This is a genomic window from Spiroplasma sp. ChiS, from assembly GCF_002968355.1.
Classification (GTDB): domain Bacteria; phylum Bacillota_I; class Bacilli_A; order Mycoplasmatales; family Mycoplasmataceae; genus Spiroplasma; species Spiroplasma citri.
Window position 1 is genome coordinate 32,547 of the sequence record NZ_PUUH01000284.1, and the last position, 14,354, is coordinate 46,900.

Below are 14,354 nucleotides of genomic sequence, written 5' to 3' on the forward strand. Positions count from 1 at the left end.
ACACTTTTTTTCAATTAAAGAAAGTATATTAATAAGTTCCAATGTACAAGTAGTTTTACCAACTCCACGTTTATTGTTAGGAAATATTATTTTTTCATATAAATAATCATTCCTTTCTCTATAAAAATGTTATGATAATTTTGATACAAGATTATTGTAGCATATTTATAATTTATATTTATTTAAAAATTAATTAAAAATAAGGAAATAAAAATTCTTATTCAGTTTTATATAATTTAATGTTTTTAAACCAAATAAAATCTTTTAAAAACAAAAATTATGAAAAAAAGATAAATCACATCCTTTAAGAGAACGCAATAAATGTTTTGGTGAGTTATTGCAAGCTGCTGCTAGTGAGCATTTATGATTAGGATTAAATCATCCTAAAATATTTTGACATGGTGTGGGTGTTATTAATGATACAACAAAATACAATTGTTGGATTATAGTTTGATTATCAAGAAACTTTAAATGGTTATTGCCATGTTTTGTATTAAATTTTAAAAAATTATGGTGTTCCTATGTCATTTTACAGAGATAAACAAACAATTTTTACATATCAAAAACTAATAGTAAAAACAAAAAAACACCTTTATTCAATTCAACCAATGTTGTAATGAATTAGGTGTCAAAATTACAACTACTTCATATCTTAAGTATGAAAACAAAATTTATAATCTATTAGCATATATTCCTATAATTAAAAATATAGAAAAAGCATTGCCAAAATCCAAAACTCATAAACCTAATCTTTCAGCTATCAAATCATCCATGAACTGAAAAATATAATATGAAGCAATTATCAACTAACTCATTCTGCAAAATTTTTGCTAGATATTAACAGAATTCATTAATATTTTTTTATTATTCTCATTCAATTGTTCCTGGTGGTTTTGATGTAATATCATAAGTAACTCGATTAATTCCATGCACTTCGCTTACAATTCGATTTGATACTTTTTCCAATAATTCAAATGGTAAACGGCTTCAATTTGCCGTCATAAAATCAGTTGTATCAACACTACGCACAACAGCAGTGTATCCATATGTTCGCACATCGCCCATTACACCAACCGACTGAACAGGTAATAAAACAACAAAAGCTTGTGCAACTTGATCATATAAATTTGCTTGATATAATTCATCAATAAAAATTTGATCAGCTGCTTGTAATAAGGCTACTTTCTCTGCTGTAATTTCACCAATAATGCGGACTGCTAATCCTGGTCCCGGAAAAGGATGCTTGTACACAAATTTAGAATCAATTCCCAATGCTTCACCAGTTCGGCGAACTTCGTCTTTAAACAATTCGCGTAATGGTTCAATTAATTGAAATGGTAAATCTTTTGGTAATCCCCCAACATTATGATGAGATTTAATTGTGGCAGAGGGTCCCTTTACGGAAATTGATTCAATAACATCTGGATAAATTGTTCCTTGTCCTAATCATTTAACATTTTTAATTTTTATAGCTTCTTCATTAAAAATCTCAATAAATAAATTTCCAATAATTTTTCGTTTTTGTTCTGAATTAGTAACTCCCTTTAAGGCAGTTAAAAATCTTTCTTGAGCAGCAATTTTAATAATATTTAATTTAAATTTTTCTTGAAATTTTTGTAAATCATTTCATCCACTATCTTGTCGTAACAATCCGGTATCAACAAAAATACATGTTAATTGTTTCCCAATTGCTTTATGTAATAAAACTGCACAAACACTAGAATCAACACCACCTGATAATGCTAAAACAACATTATCGCTTCCAACCTTACCTTTAATTTCGGTTGTTGCTGTTGAAATAAACTCTGTAATTTTTCATGTTGGTTCGCAACCACAAATATTAAAAACAAAATTGCTTAATAATTGTTCACCAATTAAAGTGTGAGTTACTTCAGGGTGAAATTGTAAACCATAAATTTTCTTTTCTAAATGTTTAATTGCACTAATTGAATTTTCGCTATGAGCAATTTGAATAAAATCTGTTGGCATTATTTCAATGTGGTCAGCATGGCTCATTCATACTTGTGATTTAATAGGAACCTTAGCAAACAAATCTTCTTGATTATCAATAATTAATTCTGAAAAACCAAATTCTTGTTTTGTTGCTCGTTGTACTGTGCCTCCATGCAGATGACTTATTAATTGCATTCCATAACAAATTCCTAAAATAGGAACTTCTAATTCAAATAATTTTTTATCAATTAGAAATGCATCTTCTGCATAAACAGAAGCCGGGCCACCTGATAAAATAATCCCTTTCATTGGTGTTGTTTTAATTTTTTCTAATGTTGTATTATACGGTCATACTTCACAATAGACCTCTAAGTTACGAATTCTACGGGCAATTAATTGAGTATATTGTGACCCAAAATCTAAAATAATAATTTTATTTGCTGTTTTCATTTATTCACCTCTCCATATATATACATTTGGTAATTGTCGAAATTGATCATTGTAATCAAAACCATAACCAACAATAAACTCATTTGGAACAGTAAATAGTGCATCATAGGGATAATTAAAATTTGAATGCATAGTAACCTTATCTGCTAAGCAAACTACTCGTAAACTATTTGGTTTTTTTGCTTGAATTTGTTCAATGACAACCGATAATGTTTTACCAGTGTCAATCAAATCTTCAATTAATAAAACATCTTGTCCAGTAATATCTTTTGAAATATCCTTATGAATAGTAATCTTATTTGTAGGCTGGATCCCAATATAACTTGAAATATTCATTGTATCAATCACAATTTGGATTTTAAGTTGTTTTAATAAATCACTCATAAAAAATAATGCCCCATTTAGTAAACCAATACAATATAACTTTTTCCCCGCGTATAACTTATTTATTTTTTCCGCATAATCCTTAATTTTATCTTGAATTTTATCTTCTGATAGATATAATTCTAATTTGTCTGTTTGCACAATTGTTACTCTCCTTTACAAAATAAAAAAATAAAATCATAAACTATCATTGCTAATGCGAAATAGGTTATGCAAATTATTTTTGTTAAATTCCGAAAATAAAACAAAAAAAAATTATGCCCTATAGTATCTTAATGACGGTAAGATGTAGAAACATTAGTCCATAATACTAACATATATCAGCATTTTATTTTTTTATCACACGTTAACTATAACTTATTCTTAGTATTAATGCAAGATAATTTGTAAAATCTTTAATTAGGTAATTTAATTAAAAAAATGTATATGATATATACATTTTATTTATCAACTAATTTTTTAAACTTTTCATTATAACTAAGTTCTCTTTTGGATCTTTTTTATTCGTTAATATGATGGCATAAATTAATGCATATTCCTTTAAAAATTATAATTTTTCACAAATATCATCAACATTTTCTACTAATTGTGCTCCGTTTTTAATAAAGCCATTATTTTTATTAGCAACAGTAATTTGAGCTGGAAAACAAAAAACTTCTTTGCCATCATGTTTAGCCAATGTTACAATCCGATGTGTTTCATCATCTAAAGTTGATTGAACAATAACAACACCATCCATCAACCCCGACATAATACGATAAAGTTCATACTGACTTTTATTAACACTATTTTGATATGCTTCAGAAATAATGATTTGAAATTTTGTATTAGGATATTGTTTTGTTATTTGTTTATAATCGTTTAAATTTTTAACAATTAAAATACTACTTCCATTGCCAAGATTTTTGACCACACATTCATTAATGCCTGCTTCTGAAGTAACAATTAAGGTTATTTTTCGCTTTAAGATTTTTTTGTTAACATCTTAGCTGTAACTAGCCCTCTTTTATTTGGTACTGTTGTTCCACAAATTGCTAATTTATGTCTTTGGTCATTTAGAACGGCTAAGTTACCAACATAAAATAAAACAAAGGGAGGCCGATAAATATTGCACAATAATTTTGGATATTCACTGTCAATAATAGTAACATAATGACATGTTATTTTAGTTTCAATATCAATTAAATCTTCGTAAGCAATTTTTTCTTTTGTTTCTAAAGCTTGATAAATTTTAAGTCAATCACCATCATATTTTAAAGCAAAAAAAAGTAAAACTTGACGCATATTAATTCCTTTCTATTTAATAATTAGAATATTATTAACATAAAGAATATAACATTAACAGTTTTACTTTCTTTATTTTTATTTATAATTAACATTATTTTTTAACATAGTTTCACGAACGGGACGATATGTTTTCCGATGCAATGATGTAATTCCAAATTGTTGCAATGCTAATAAATGTTTTTTGGTTCCGTATCCTTTATTATTTTTAAAATCATACTGTGGGTAGTCCTGATCAAATTTGAGCATTAAATTATCTCTTGTTACTTTTGCTAAAATTGAAGCTGCCGTAATTGATTGCGAAAGACTATCTCCTTTAATAATTGCTTGGTGATTATAAGAAGGTCCTAACTTTTCTGCATCAATTAAAATTATATCTGATTTAACCATTAAGTTGTCAATTGCTTGTTGCATTCCAAAAATACTTGCTTGCTTGGGATTCAATTCTTCAACCATTACAACAGAAATAATTTCAATCGTATAACTAATTGCAATGGACATAATTTCATCTGCTAATTTAATTCGTTGTTTTGCTGTTATTTTTTTACTATCCTTAATTTCATCGTTAACATAATCTAGTAGTAAAATAACAGCACTAACAACTAAAGGACCGCTAAGCATCCGCGACCAGCTTCATCAGTTCCTGCCAGAATTGTTGTATTAGGATATGATATTAGAATCTCTTTTTCAAATTTATTCATAATTAAATATTCCTCTTCCAGGTGGAAACTCAAAAGACATTAACCCAAACTTATTATTTCATAAATTATTTAAAAAATCAGTAACAATATCATTAACATTATCTTCATTAACTTTATGAAAACGGTTTTGTTGCATTATTAATAATAACTCAAAAAGTTTTTGTTCATCTGTTACATCAAAATTGTCACTTGCTGTAAGATGATATTGCTTAGCTAACAAAGAAAAATAATGTTTATACATTCACTTTATTGCAGCTAAACAAATTTCTTCTTTTGGTAAAATATCTTCTTTGATTGAACGAGTAAAAGCTAAATTTATTGCTACTTGTGGGTCATTAATTTTGGGTCATAAAATTCCCGGAGTATCAACTAAATTAATTTGATGATTTAATTTTAATCATTGTTGACCTTTTGTTACACCTGGTTTATTACCAACTCGAGTTGAATTTCGCTTTATTAAAGCATTAATAAAAGTAGATTTTCCAACATTAGGAATCCCAATCACCATTACTTTTAGTTTTGGTGACTTAATTCCTCTATTTTGGTCGCGCTTAATTTTACCAGATAAAACATGATAAATTTTTTCAATAATTAATTTTGTAATATTGCCATGCTTACTATCTAATGGTAAAACAGCAATTTGTTGAGATTGATAATATTCAAGTCACGCCTTAATCACAACTGGATCCGCTAAATCTTTTTTATTTAAAATAATTAACTTTGGTTTTAAACCCCGTAAGTTATCAACTAATGGATTTGAAGAGGAAAACGGAATTCGACTATCAACGATTTCAATTACTAAATCAATTAATTTACTTTGTTCATCAATTTGTTTAATTGCTTTTGCCATGTGGCCAGGAAATCAATGAATATTTGTTGTCATTTTATTTTCCTCCTTTCAACCTTTTTTTGAAAACTTTTATAATTTTAAATAAAAATTATTTAAAGTAATCTTCAACTCATTCTAATGAAATTACGGGAATTTTTTTCCGTTTTTTAATATCTTCTAAAAATTTAGCACAAAGAAATAAATTATCGGTTGTTTCACCTTCTAGTAAAGACAAATTTGTTGTCATTAATTTAATAAATTCTTTAACAATTTATTTTACTGATGATTTTGGTTGAATCCAAACACTATATGCTGTTTCTAATTTTTTTTGATATTTTGTTAATAATAATTGGAATGCTTTAATTGCCACTATTTCCGTATTATCTTCTATTTTAAAAAGCCCTAAAATTTGTGTATTTCAATAAACATTTGGTTGAGAAAAATTAATCCCCGTAATTGGTACTGTGTCAATAAATTCAATATTATTATAACGATAAATCTTTTCACGAGCAAAAAATATTCCTTTTGCTTTCTCAAAGAATTCATTATTATCAAATATTTTTTCTAATAAAATCTCTTTATTACTATCTGGTAAACTAATAATTAATATTTTCTTATTAGCATACTTTTTTAAAAGTTTCTTAAAATTGGCTAAACACTGCTGATATTCTTTACTAGTTTGCTCATCATGACACAATAGCATTTGGCAATAAATTCCTGGGGTTTGATAATATTCCATTCATTTTTTTGTTTGTTCAACATCAGCTTTTTGTGTGTTTGAAAATAAAATTATTCTTTTCACATCATTTAATTTTGCATAATTTAAAAGATTACCACCAGAATGTGCAATTCTTGCATCAACAATTTCAATAATAACATCAGCTGTTTCAGCAAGTTTATAAACCTTTTTATTATTTTTAATAAATTCTTTGGGAATTGAAAATTTCTTATCACACATAATTGTGTTTCCTCCTTGTGTTATTATTTTAATACAAATTAAAAAAACTTTATCAGTCTTTTAGGGTTATTTTGTTTTAATAATCTCTTTGATTCGAGCAGCTTTACCAGTACGATTACGCATGTAATAAATTCTAGCACGACGAACTCGTCCATATTTTACAATTTCAATCTTATCAATTAATGGTGAATGTAAAGGGAATTTTCTTTCAACTCCAGCACCTTGACTAATTTTACGAATTGTAACTGATTTAACAATTCCGCTACCTTGTAACTTAATTACTACTCCTTCAAAAGCCTGAATTCTAAACTTATTTCCTTCCTGGATTTTATAATGTACTTTAATTGTATCTCCTGAAGAAAATTGTGGCAAATCATTACGAAGTTGAGGCTTTGTAATTTCTTCTGTTAAATTCATATTCATAACTGTTTTTTTTCCTTTCTAAGGTAATTAAACCTTTTTTTCGCTTTTAATTTTTTCTAATAATATTTGTTGTTCTGTGGTTAAAACTTTTTTTTCTAAAAGATCAGGACGTTTTAATCAAGTTTTTTTTAATGCTTCATATTCTCGTCATTGGGCAATTTTCTGATGATGACCACTTAATAAAACTTCAGGAACATAATGTCCATCATATTCAACTGGTTTTGTATAAACAGGATAATCTAATAGATTGTTAGAAAAAGAATCATTTAAATGTGATTGTGTATTAATTACATTTTCGCATAAACGAGTGACACTATCAATTACAACCATACTAGCTAATTCACCACCAGTTAAAATATAATCACCAATTGATAATTCGTAATCAATATAATATAAAACTCTTTCATCAAAGCCTTCATAATGCCCACAAACTAAGATTAAATCATTATTATTTGCTGCAAATTGTTGCACTTGTTCCTGAGCATATTGTTTCCCTTGTGGTGTTAACAAAATTGTTAGACTGTCTTTTGTTTGGTAAGCTTTAATAGTTGCTACTAATGGTTCAATCATTAAAACCATTCCTTCACCACCACCATATTGGTAATCATCAACTTGATGATGTTTGCCAATGCTATAATCACGAATATCAACAATTTTAATTGTAATCATCTTTTCACAAAGTGCTTTTTTAATAATTGATGTTGTCATAAAATTATTAAACATTTCTGGAAATAAAGTTAATACTGTAAACTTTTTCATCTTAAATCATCCTTTTTAAAATAATTTTTTGTTGTTGAAGATTAACTTGTTCAACATACGCATCAACATTTGGAATCATCATTAATGTACCATCTGTTGTTTTAATTTCAAAAACAAGATGTGCTTTTGTTTCAAATTGATTTACTAAGACTCCAATTTTTTTATGACTATGAAAGACTGTAAAATTAATTAAATTTTCTTGATTAATAACTTCTGCGTAATTCAAATCTGTTTTTTGACCAAACAAATAGCATTCTTTAAACGATATTACCTCATTAATATTAGTAAACTCTTTAAACTTTAAAATATAATCTTGTTTGGTAGCAGTAATCTTAATTAATGTTACTGGTGTATACATCATTTGAACTTGAATAAACATTAATTTATTAAGTAATTTATTTATATTTTTAATGTTTATTAATAAAGTTACTTTAACCTCGCCTTTAATTGCATGGGGCTTTTTAATCTTAAAAATTTTTAATAAATTTTCCATCTATAAAACCTCAAACTTAATATTAACTTTATTTTGATCAACATGTGCTCTAATATTTAATAAAATTCGTAAACTATTAGCAATTATTCCTGCTTTACCAACAACATACCCAAACACTTCTTCACTACACATTACTAATAAGTTAATTTCTCCTATTTTTGTCGGTGGCACTTGGCGAATTTCATAATATAATTCATTATTAGCCTGACAAATTAACGGATTAATTAAATTTTTAAGTTCGGTAATATACATTAATTAACACCACATTCTTAATTACAACTATTTTTTTGCTTCTGTTGTTGTCTTTGCTTTTGTACTTTTTGTTACCTTTGTTTTTGAATTTGTTGCTATCTTTTCTTTTGTACTCTTTGTTGTTTTAGCAACATATTTTTCATTATGCAATTTAGTCATTAAACCTTCTTTACTCAACAAATTACGAACAGTATCAGTTGTTTGTGCCCCTGTTAATAATCATTTGTAAGCAAGATCATGATTAATTTTCACATCACCATTAATAGGATTATATGTTCCAATTAACTCAATATATTCTCCATCACGTTTGACACGAGCATCTGTTGCAACAATTCGATAGAATGCTGCTTTTTTTTTCCCTATTCTTTTTAAACGTAATTTTACCATTAATAATTTCCTTTCTAATTCTGTGTTCATGTTAAACTATAAAACTTAACATCCTTTATATAATACCCGAAATTAAAAAAGAGTCAATTTTTTTAACTTAACACTTTATTTTTTGCTAATCATATTTTTTTCCTTCAGAAGAATCATTTTTAAAAACATTTAGCACTGATTGTGGAATGAAAACATCTTTTTTATGCAATGTCATTCTTTTTCCACTAATACCAAATATTTTTTTTCATTTACTCGTTTGTTTAATGTTTCTCCCTGATATTTCGAATATAACTTATTATTTAAAAAAATATATAAATATTGTAAACCAATAAATAAAGTTAAAATACAAATAAAAGAAAAAGTTAAAATTAATCATCCTCACTCTTGATAAACATTAAGAAAAAAATAAAGCTATCAAGTATCAGATGGTCTATCATCTAAATGACGTAATGTTCCTCAAATTAAAATTACAATAAAATAACAAACTGGATAAATTAAAATTAATCATAATGCTAATTTATAATATTGTTTTAAATTATATTGAAAAGTACCTGCTGTTAAAATATAACTAATAATCATCTAATTGGAATTACTAAGTGCAAAACAATTGTTGATATTCAAGCATATACATTGTATTGATTAGCATCTTGTGTACTTGTAAAAATTCCAAGTCAAAAAACTACCATTGTAATTGTAATATATTTTGTCACCGCTAATTTAATTAAATAACTAGGACTTTGAATTTTAAACTTATTTTCAAATAAATAAATGAAAAAATAGACAGCAACAATATAATTAGTTTGCGTTGTAAAAAACAAATAATAATTTGATACTCGTTCTGCATATCCTAAATCAGAAAATTGGGGTTGCGGACTTATTGGTAGTAAGAAAAAAGTTGATTTTTTATAAAAAATATAAATAAAGTAATTAAATATAAATTAAAGTAATCGCTTATAAGAGCGATTTTTTTAATTGCATTATTCATCAGATAGTATCTTTAAAATTAAAAATTAACCTATTTTCTCCATCAATTAGTTAATTTTTATAATTTCCTTTCTGTGATTTATTATATTTTTTCGGTTTAACAACTAATAATATTATTTTTTTAATAAAGGTACTATCTGATGAATAATGCAATACTAAAACTTAATATTTTGATGCTTAAAGATGGATAACTCATCTATGGCACGAAGCCTTAAAGAAAGTGTGAAAGCGATTGGGTTTAACCATATTTATTTCTTTAATTCTCGGCGGGGTTAGTCGCCCGCGAAATGTCAGAGCGTGTGTTTTTGGCTTGTTTCATAAAAAGAGTGCTGTTAAACCGAAAAAAACAATATCCGACACTAAAAAACAAGAGGGAGGAGCTCCAAAAGGTTATTTTCTTTATATAAAGTTGTGTAGGGATGGATGAAGCGTAATTAATAACTGGATAAGCTGTTTTTTTGTTTATTTCCGTGGGGGGTAAACTCTATCAAAATATCCTATCCGCCCCCGCTCACCCCCGAAGTGAAGCGGGCGGCGAAGTAATTAAATACTAAAATAAATTATCTACTAAATATCAAAATATTAACCAATAAAGGAATATTATGTTTTTTTACAGAAAGGAAATAAGAAAATGAAAACATTACAAGATTTAATTAAAGATTTAACAGATATTATTGTTGATCAAGAAAAAATCAATGATTATTTAGCAAGTGAAGCATTAGATTTACGAGGTGCTGATTTAAATAGTGCTAATTTAACTTATGCTGATTTACGATGGGCTAAATTACAAGATGCTATTTTAATAGGTGCTGATTTACGATGGGCTGATTTAAAAGATATTAAAATAACACAACAACAATTAGACAAATTAACTGTTATTGAGGATGATAAATAATGAATATAACAGAATCAATTAAATTTAACAAACTAAAAGAAGAAAATGAAGCACTTAAAAATGAAATTACAGAATTAAAACAACAACAATTATATAAAGAAGATTTTACAAATCAATGTTTAATGTGTTTTTATGATAGTTGTCTTAATAAAGGACATGCCATATTTTGAAAATATTTATTAAAAGATACTTTTGAATATTACAAATTACCTAGTAAGGATGTGAAATATGAAAAAGTTAAATAAAAAAAGTATTAGCAAAATAAATGAATTAATGCTTAGAAGTTATCCAGTTTCATTTGAAGATATTACTGATGAACATTGAGCATTAGGTAAAACTAATTGATGAAAGGATTATTTATAATGTCAGAATATAAAAGTAAATATATTAATAAAACTTGAGATGAAATAACAACATCTTTTGATTGAGTTAATTGTAAACCTATTGATTGTCGTATTTCACATCATAAAAAACATTATGATTTACAATGTTTAGAATGAGCAAAAATGTACTTAAATTTATTTAAAAATAAATGAGATGTTATTTTTTCATATATGAAACATTATAAAATTAACGATATTTTAGATTTAGCATCAGATGGATGAAAAATATTACAAATTGACCAAAAAATCAAAGGAATAAATTAAAATATATTATTTCAATTGACCCTGCTGGAATTGGACAAACTGGTATTATTATTTATAATGTTTTGCAAAAGAAAATAATTAATAATATTACTTTTAGTTCTAATTCTGAAGAAGAAGCAATAAATAATATGTATTTAATATTAAATAATTTTAAAAATAAAATTTGTTCTTATTTAAACAAAGTTATTGTAATAATTGAAGATTACCAACTTCATAAGGGTTTAAAAATAAAAAATCCTTTATCTACTCCTAAATTTATTGGTGGTTTAAAAGTTTTATGCAAATATTTATTTAATTTAAATTATGTTTTACAATCGCTAGTTGTTAAGAAAAATTATATTTATACTGGAAATATTAAGCATGAATTAGATGCTTGGAAACATTTACAATATTTTTTATTAAAAGGAGTTGATAAAAATGGCACAAACAAAAAGTAATTTATCTAAAAAATCAATAACTAATAAACCTAAAATAAAAAATAAAAAAGTTAATAAGTTAGAATTAACTGTTAAATTACATGAAAATCCTATTAAAACTAAAATTAAAGCACTTGTTGCTGGTGGCGTTGAAGTTGATGTTTGTTCGGCTAAATGTCAGTGAGACGGATTAAATTATTCAACATTATCAATATATAACCCATCTGTTTTAACTGAATTTTTGAAATTAAAAAAAGAAGATGAAATAAAAATTAAAGGCTCAGTATTTAATCAGTTAAATATAAAAACTAAACGCTATTTTTTATCTTTTCTATCTTTTCGAGTAGATAGTTTTGAAATTATACAAAAAGCGATTAGAAAAAGAACAAATACAAATATTAAAAAATAGGAGGAAAAACAATGGCATTAAAAAATGTAAAATATGTTCTTATCAATGAAGAAAATGAACCAATTAAAAATGAAGATGGTAGTTTAGATATTAAAACTGCTGAAATTATTTTAGAAAATACTGCTGAAGTTGAAGAATTTAATGCAAGTAATTTAGAAAATAGTAATCAACAAATCAATGAATTACAAACAAAAAATACTGAATTAACTTCTCAAATTGAACAACAAACAAAACAAATTGAAGTAATTGACTTTATTACTTCTTTAACTGATAATGAAGAATTTAAAAATGTTTTATTAAAATCATTAAAATCTTATGATATTAATGATGATATTGAAATCATCAAAACACAATTGCAAAGTGTTTATGATGAATTAATTAAGGTACAAACAGTTAATACTGGTGGAGTACCAAAAACAGAAGAAAAACAAAACAATATTTTAGATACAGACAATGTATTTAATAAATAGAAAGAAGGTATAAAATTATGGCACAAAACCCACAAAGAATTTTTGGAGATATTGTTAATCAAGCAACAGTTAATGATAAAGAAACATTTGAACAATGATATTTACAAACTTATCAACAAAAGTTAAGTTGAGAAGCTTTATTTGCGTGAAAAGAAGCAAATAAATTTGGTTTAAAATATAAAATAAAGAAAAATATTAAATATAAACAAGGTCTAGGAAAAAATGGACAAGTATTTAATACAGATGATAATTTATTAAAATATTCAGCAGTAGAATTTGACGAAGGAACTGTTGAATTAGATACAATTTTAACTTTTGCTCGTAAATTAGACCCCATAGAAAGTGATTTTAACCCTAATTTATGGGCTGTTGATATTGAACAAGCAATGGATACTGAAGTTGCTTATAAACGAAATAAAATTTTAGAAATTATTAATAAAGGAGAAGTTACAACTATTCAAGGAAATAAAGCAGATGATACAAATGCTTTACAAATCCACGATGAAATTATGGACAAAATATATGAAAATGGTTTTACACCATCAGAAACAGTTGTGCTAGGTTCAGCAGATTTTATCCGTGGAATTCGTAATAAATTACAACTACAACTTGGAGCAAATGACCAAATTAATAGTGTAATTGAAACAAGCGGAGCAATGAAAACTGTTGAAGGAATAACATACTATATGGTTCCTAAAAAATTACCAATTATTAATGAAGATGGTTCAGAAGGAACAATTACTTTATTACCAAATGGTGTTAATGCAATTGCCTTTAAATTTAGTAAAAAATATGATCCACTAATTTTACGTAAAAAAGACCACACCCCATTAAGGGTTGGTGCAGCAGCATTAGGTACTGGAATGGGTAATACTTTAATTATGGAAAGAATTTTAGAATTAGGTGGTGCAGTAGTTGAACCAAAAGGAATTATTAAACACACCTATGTAATACCTTTATCAACAGTTATTACAACACCTAATTTAGGTCAAATTACAATGGCGGGTGATACCCCAACAACAGCAGAATTAGAAACTGCTATTAAGACAAAAAATACTAATTATCAAAATGGAGATGCAACATTCTCTAATATTACATCTACTGGCGCATTAGCAACTGGAAATCCAGATAAATATAGTGGCACAGTTTCTCTAATTTATTCAAAGTAAGTAGCGCCATAGATATTCACGATAAAATTAAAAATGTTGATACTTTAACAGATGACGAAATAATTAAAGGAATTATTGTACCGCAAAAAGTAGCAAGTGAAGATTTAAGACCACTTTTAAATGATAAAGTTTTAAAAGCAGTTAAAGCGGTTGATGCAAGTTTAACAGCAGATGATTATGAATGATGACCGTTATATTATCAAGGTTCACCATCAAGTTATGATATTACTACAACAGATATTTATGTTGATATTTATATTGCTGGTAAAAAAAATGCAACTGGTGTTTCACAAGTTCAGTATTATAAAGTACAAAAAGTAAATCAAATAAGTATTAAACAATTTAATAAAGATAATATTGGAACTTTAAAAACACCTTGATATAGTGATGTTCCTGATTTAACTAAAAAAGCAGATGTAATTACTGAAATGAATACTGGTTTTATTAAAGCAATTCAAAAACTTAATGCTGGTTTAACAACTTCAGATTATATTGTTAAT

The 14,354-nt window shown here is 26.2% G+C and carries 22 protein-coding genes, 1 pseudogene and 1 riboswitch; of the genes and pseudogenes, 8 read left to right on the forward strand and 15 right to left on the reverse strand.

Annotated features, from left to right (window positions below; translation table 4 throughout):
- Window positions 1-864 precede the first annotated feature (864 nt).
- The 15 genes and pseudogenes from guaA to C6B38_RS10690 form a co-directional block, all read right to left on the reverse strand.
- Window positions 865-2,403 (reverse strand): glutamine-hydrolyzing GMP synthase, encoded by a 1,539-nt coding sequence (guaA, locus tag C6B38_RS07155; RefSeq protein WP_105299118.1) that lies wholly within the window; start codon window positions 2,401-2,403, stop codon window positions 865-867.
- Window positions 2,404-2,928, reverse strand: coding sequence for a hypoxanthine phosphoribosyltransferase (gene hpt / locus C6B38_RS07160; protein WP_105299119.1), 525 nt, complete (start codon window positions 2,926-2,928; stop codon window positions 2,404-2,406). It abuts the gene before it with no gap.
- Window positions 2,929-3,032: 104 nt separating this feature from the next.
- A riboswitch (purine riboswitch) is annotated at window positions 3,033-3,130 on the reverse strand.
- Between the two features lie 204 nt (window positions 3,131-3,334).
- Entirely contained in the window at window positions 3,335-3,700 is a 366-nt protein-coding gene (locus tag C6B38_RS07165) for a DNA-processing protein DprA (protein WP_105299120.1), read from the reverse strand.
- A 50-nt stretch (window positions 3,701-3,750) separates the two neighbouring features.
- Window positions 3,751-4,071 carry a DNA-processing protein DprA gene (locus C6B38_RS07170; protein WP_105299121.1) on the reverse strand — a complete coding sequence of 107 codons (321 nt, stop codon included), beginning with the start codon at window positions 4,069-4,071 and terminating at the stop codon, window positions 3,751-3,753.
- Between the two features lie 78 nt (window positions 4,072-4,149).
- Window positions 4,150-4,772, reverse strand: a pseudogene (locus C6B38_RS07175) (ribonuclease HII).
- Window positions 4,765-5,655 carry a ribosome biogenesis GTPase YlqF gene (ylqF, locus tag C6B38_RS07180; RefSeq protein ID WP_105299122.1) on the reverse strand — a complete coding sequence of 297 codons (891 nt, stop codon included), beginning with the start codon at window positions 5,653-5,655 and terminating at the stop codon, window positions 4,765-4,767. The pseudogene C6B38_RS07175 and the gene ylqF overlap by 8 nt, the downstream one beginning before the upstream one ends.
- Window positions 5,656-5,710: 55 nt before the next feature.
- Window positions 5,711-5,848, reverse strand: a complete 138-nt coding sequence (locus tag C6B38_RS11465; protein WP_233485649.1) for a hypothetical protein — start codon at window positions 5,846-5,848, stop codon at window positions 5,711-5,713.
- A gap of 24 nt (window positions 5,849-5,872) precedes the next feature.
- Window positions 5,873-6,559, reverse strand: a complete 687-nt coding sequence (locus tag C6B38_RS07185) for a ribosome biogenesis GTPase RsgA (RefSeq protein ID WP_233485650.1) — start codon at window positions 6,557-6,559, stop codon at window positions 5,873-5,875.
- 66 nt (window positions 6,560-6,625) lie between these two features.
- Window positions 6,626-6,982: a 50S ribosomal protein L19 gene (gene rplS / locus C6B38_RS07190; protein ID WP_105299123.1), complete on the reverse strand. Its 357-nt coding sequence runs from the start codon at window positions 6,980-6,982 to the stop codon at window positions 6,626-6,628.
- A gap of 27 nt (window positions 6,983-7,009) precedes the next feature.
- Window positions 7,010-7,741, reverse strand: a complete 732-nt coding sequence (gene trmD, locus C6B38_RS07195; protein ID WP_105299124.1) for a tRNA (guanosine(37)-N1)-methyltransferase TrmD — start codon at window positions 7,739-7,741, stop codon at window positions 7,010-7,012.
- 1 nt (window position 7,742) lies between these two features.
- On the reverse strand, window positions 7,743-8,234 hold the full coding sequence (rimM, locus tag C6B38_RS07200) for a ribosome maturation factor RimM (RefSeq protein WP_105299125.1): 492 nt from the start codon (window positions 8,232-8,234) through the stop codon (window positions 7,743-7,745).
- A complete protein-coding gene (locus C6B38_RS07205; protein ID WP_105299126.1) occupies window positions 8,235-8,486 on the reverse strand; it encodes a hypothetical protein in 252 nt (83 codons plus the stop codon).
- Between the two features lie 27 nt (window positions 8,487-8,513).
- The gene (gene rpsP / locus C6B38_RS07210; protein WP_105299127.1) at window positions 8,514-8,873 is read right to left on the reverse strand and encodes a 30S ribosomal protein S16; all 360 of its coding nucleotides are present in this window, start codon (window positions 8,871-8,873) and stop codon (window positions 8,514-8,516) included.
- 402 nt (window positions 8,874-9,275) lie between these two features.
- A complete protein-coding gene (locus tag C6B38_RS10685; protein ID WP_199558615.1) occupies window positions 9,276-9,443 on the reverse strand; it encodes a hypothetical protein in 168 nt (55 codons plus the stop codon).
- Entirely contained in the window at window positions 9,422-9,682 is a 261-nt protein-coding gene (locus C6B38_RS10690; RefSeq protein WP_199558616.1) for a hypothetical protein, read from the reverse strand. Before C6B38_RS10690 ends, C6B38_RS10685 begins: the two co-directional genes overlap by 22 nt.
- Window positions 9,683-10,479: 797 nt before the next feature.
- Here C6B38_RS10690 and C6B38_RS07220 point away from each other — a divergent pair.
- The 8 genes from C6B38_RS07220 to C6B38_RS07250 are packed head-to-tail and all read left to right on the forward strand — an operon-like array spanning window position 10,480 to window position 13,854.
- Window positions 10,480-10,743 (forward strand): pentapeptide repeat-containing protein, encoded by a 264-nt coding sequence (locus tag C6B38_RS07220; protein WP_105299128.1) that lies wholly within the window; start codon window positions 10,480-10,482, stop codon window positions 10,741-10,743.
- Entirely contained in the window at window positions 10,743-10,988 is a 246-nt protein-coding gene (locus C6B38_RS07225; RefSeq protein WP_105299129.1) for a hypothetical protein, read from the forward strand. The genes C6B38_RS07220 and C6B38_RS07225 overlap by 1 nt, the downstream gene beginning before the upstream one ends.
- Window positions 10,972-11,106 (forward strand): hypothetical protein, encoded by a 135-nt coding sequence (locus tag C6B38_RS11990; protein WP_255401098.1) that lies wholly within the window; start codon window positions 10,972-10,974, stop codon window positions 11,104-11,106. The genes C6B38_RS07225 and C6B38_RS11990 overlap by 17 nt, the downstream gene beginning before the upstream one ends.
- Window positions 11,088-11,390 (forward strand): hypothetical protein, encoded by a 303-nt coding sequence (locus C6B38_RS07230; RefSeq protein ID WP_146693358.1) that lies wholly within the window; start codon window positions 11,088-11,090, stop codon window positions 11,388-11,390. Before C6B38_RS11990 ends, C6B38_RS07230 begins: the two co-directional genes overlap by 19 nt.
- Window positions 11,345-11,827, forward strand: coding sequence for a hypothetical protein (locus C6B38_RS07235; protein WP_105299131.1), 483 nt, complete (start codon window positions 11,345-11,347; stop codon window positions 11,825-11,827). The genes C6B38_RS07230 and C6B38_RS07235 overlap by 46 nt, the downstream gene beginning before the upstream one ends.
- Window positions 11,808-12,215, forward strand: a complete 408-nt coding sequence (locus C6B38_RS07240) for a hypothetical protein (RefSeq protein ID WP_105299132.1) — start codon at window positions 11,808-11,810, stop codon at window positions 12,213-12,215. Before C6B38_RS07235 ends, C6B38_RS07240 begins: the two co-directional genes overlap by 20 nt.
- Window positions 12,216-12,226: 11 nt before the next feature.
- Window positions 12,227-12,685 (forward strand): hypothetical protein, encoded by a 459-nt coding sequence (locus C6B38_RS07245; RefSeq protein ID WP_105299133.1) that lies wholly within the window; start codon window positions 12,227-12,229, stop codon window positions 12,683-12,685.
- 17 nt (window positions 12,686-12,702) lie between these two features.
- Window positions 12,703-13,854, forward strand: a complete 1,152-nt coding sequence (locus C6B38_RS07250; RefSeq protein WP_105299134.1) for a response regulator transcription factor — start codon at window positions 12,703-12,705, stop codon at window positions 13,852-13,854.
- The last annotated feature ends 500 nt before the right edge of the window (window positions 13,855-14,354 follow it).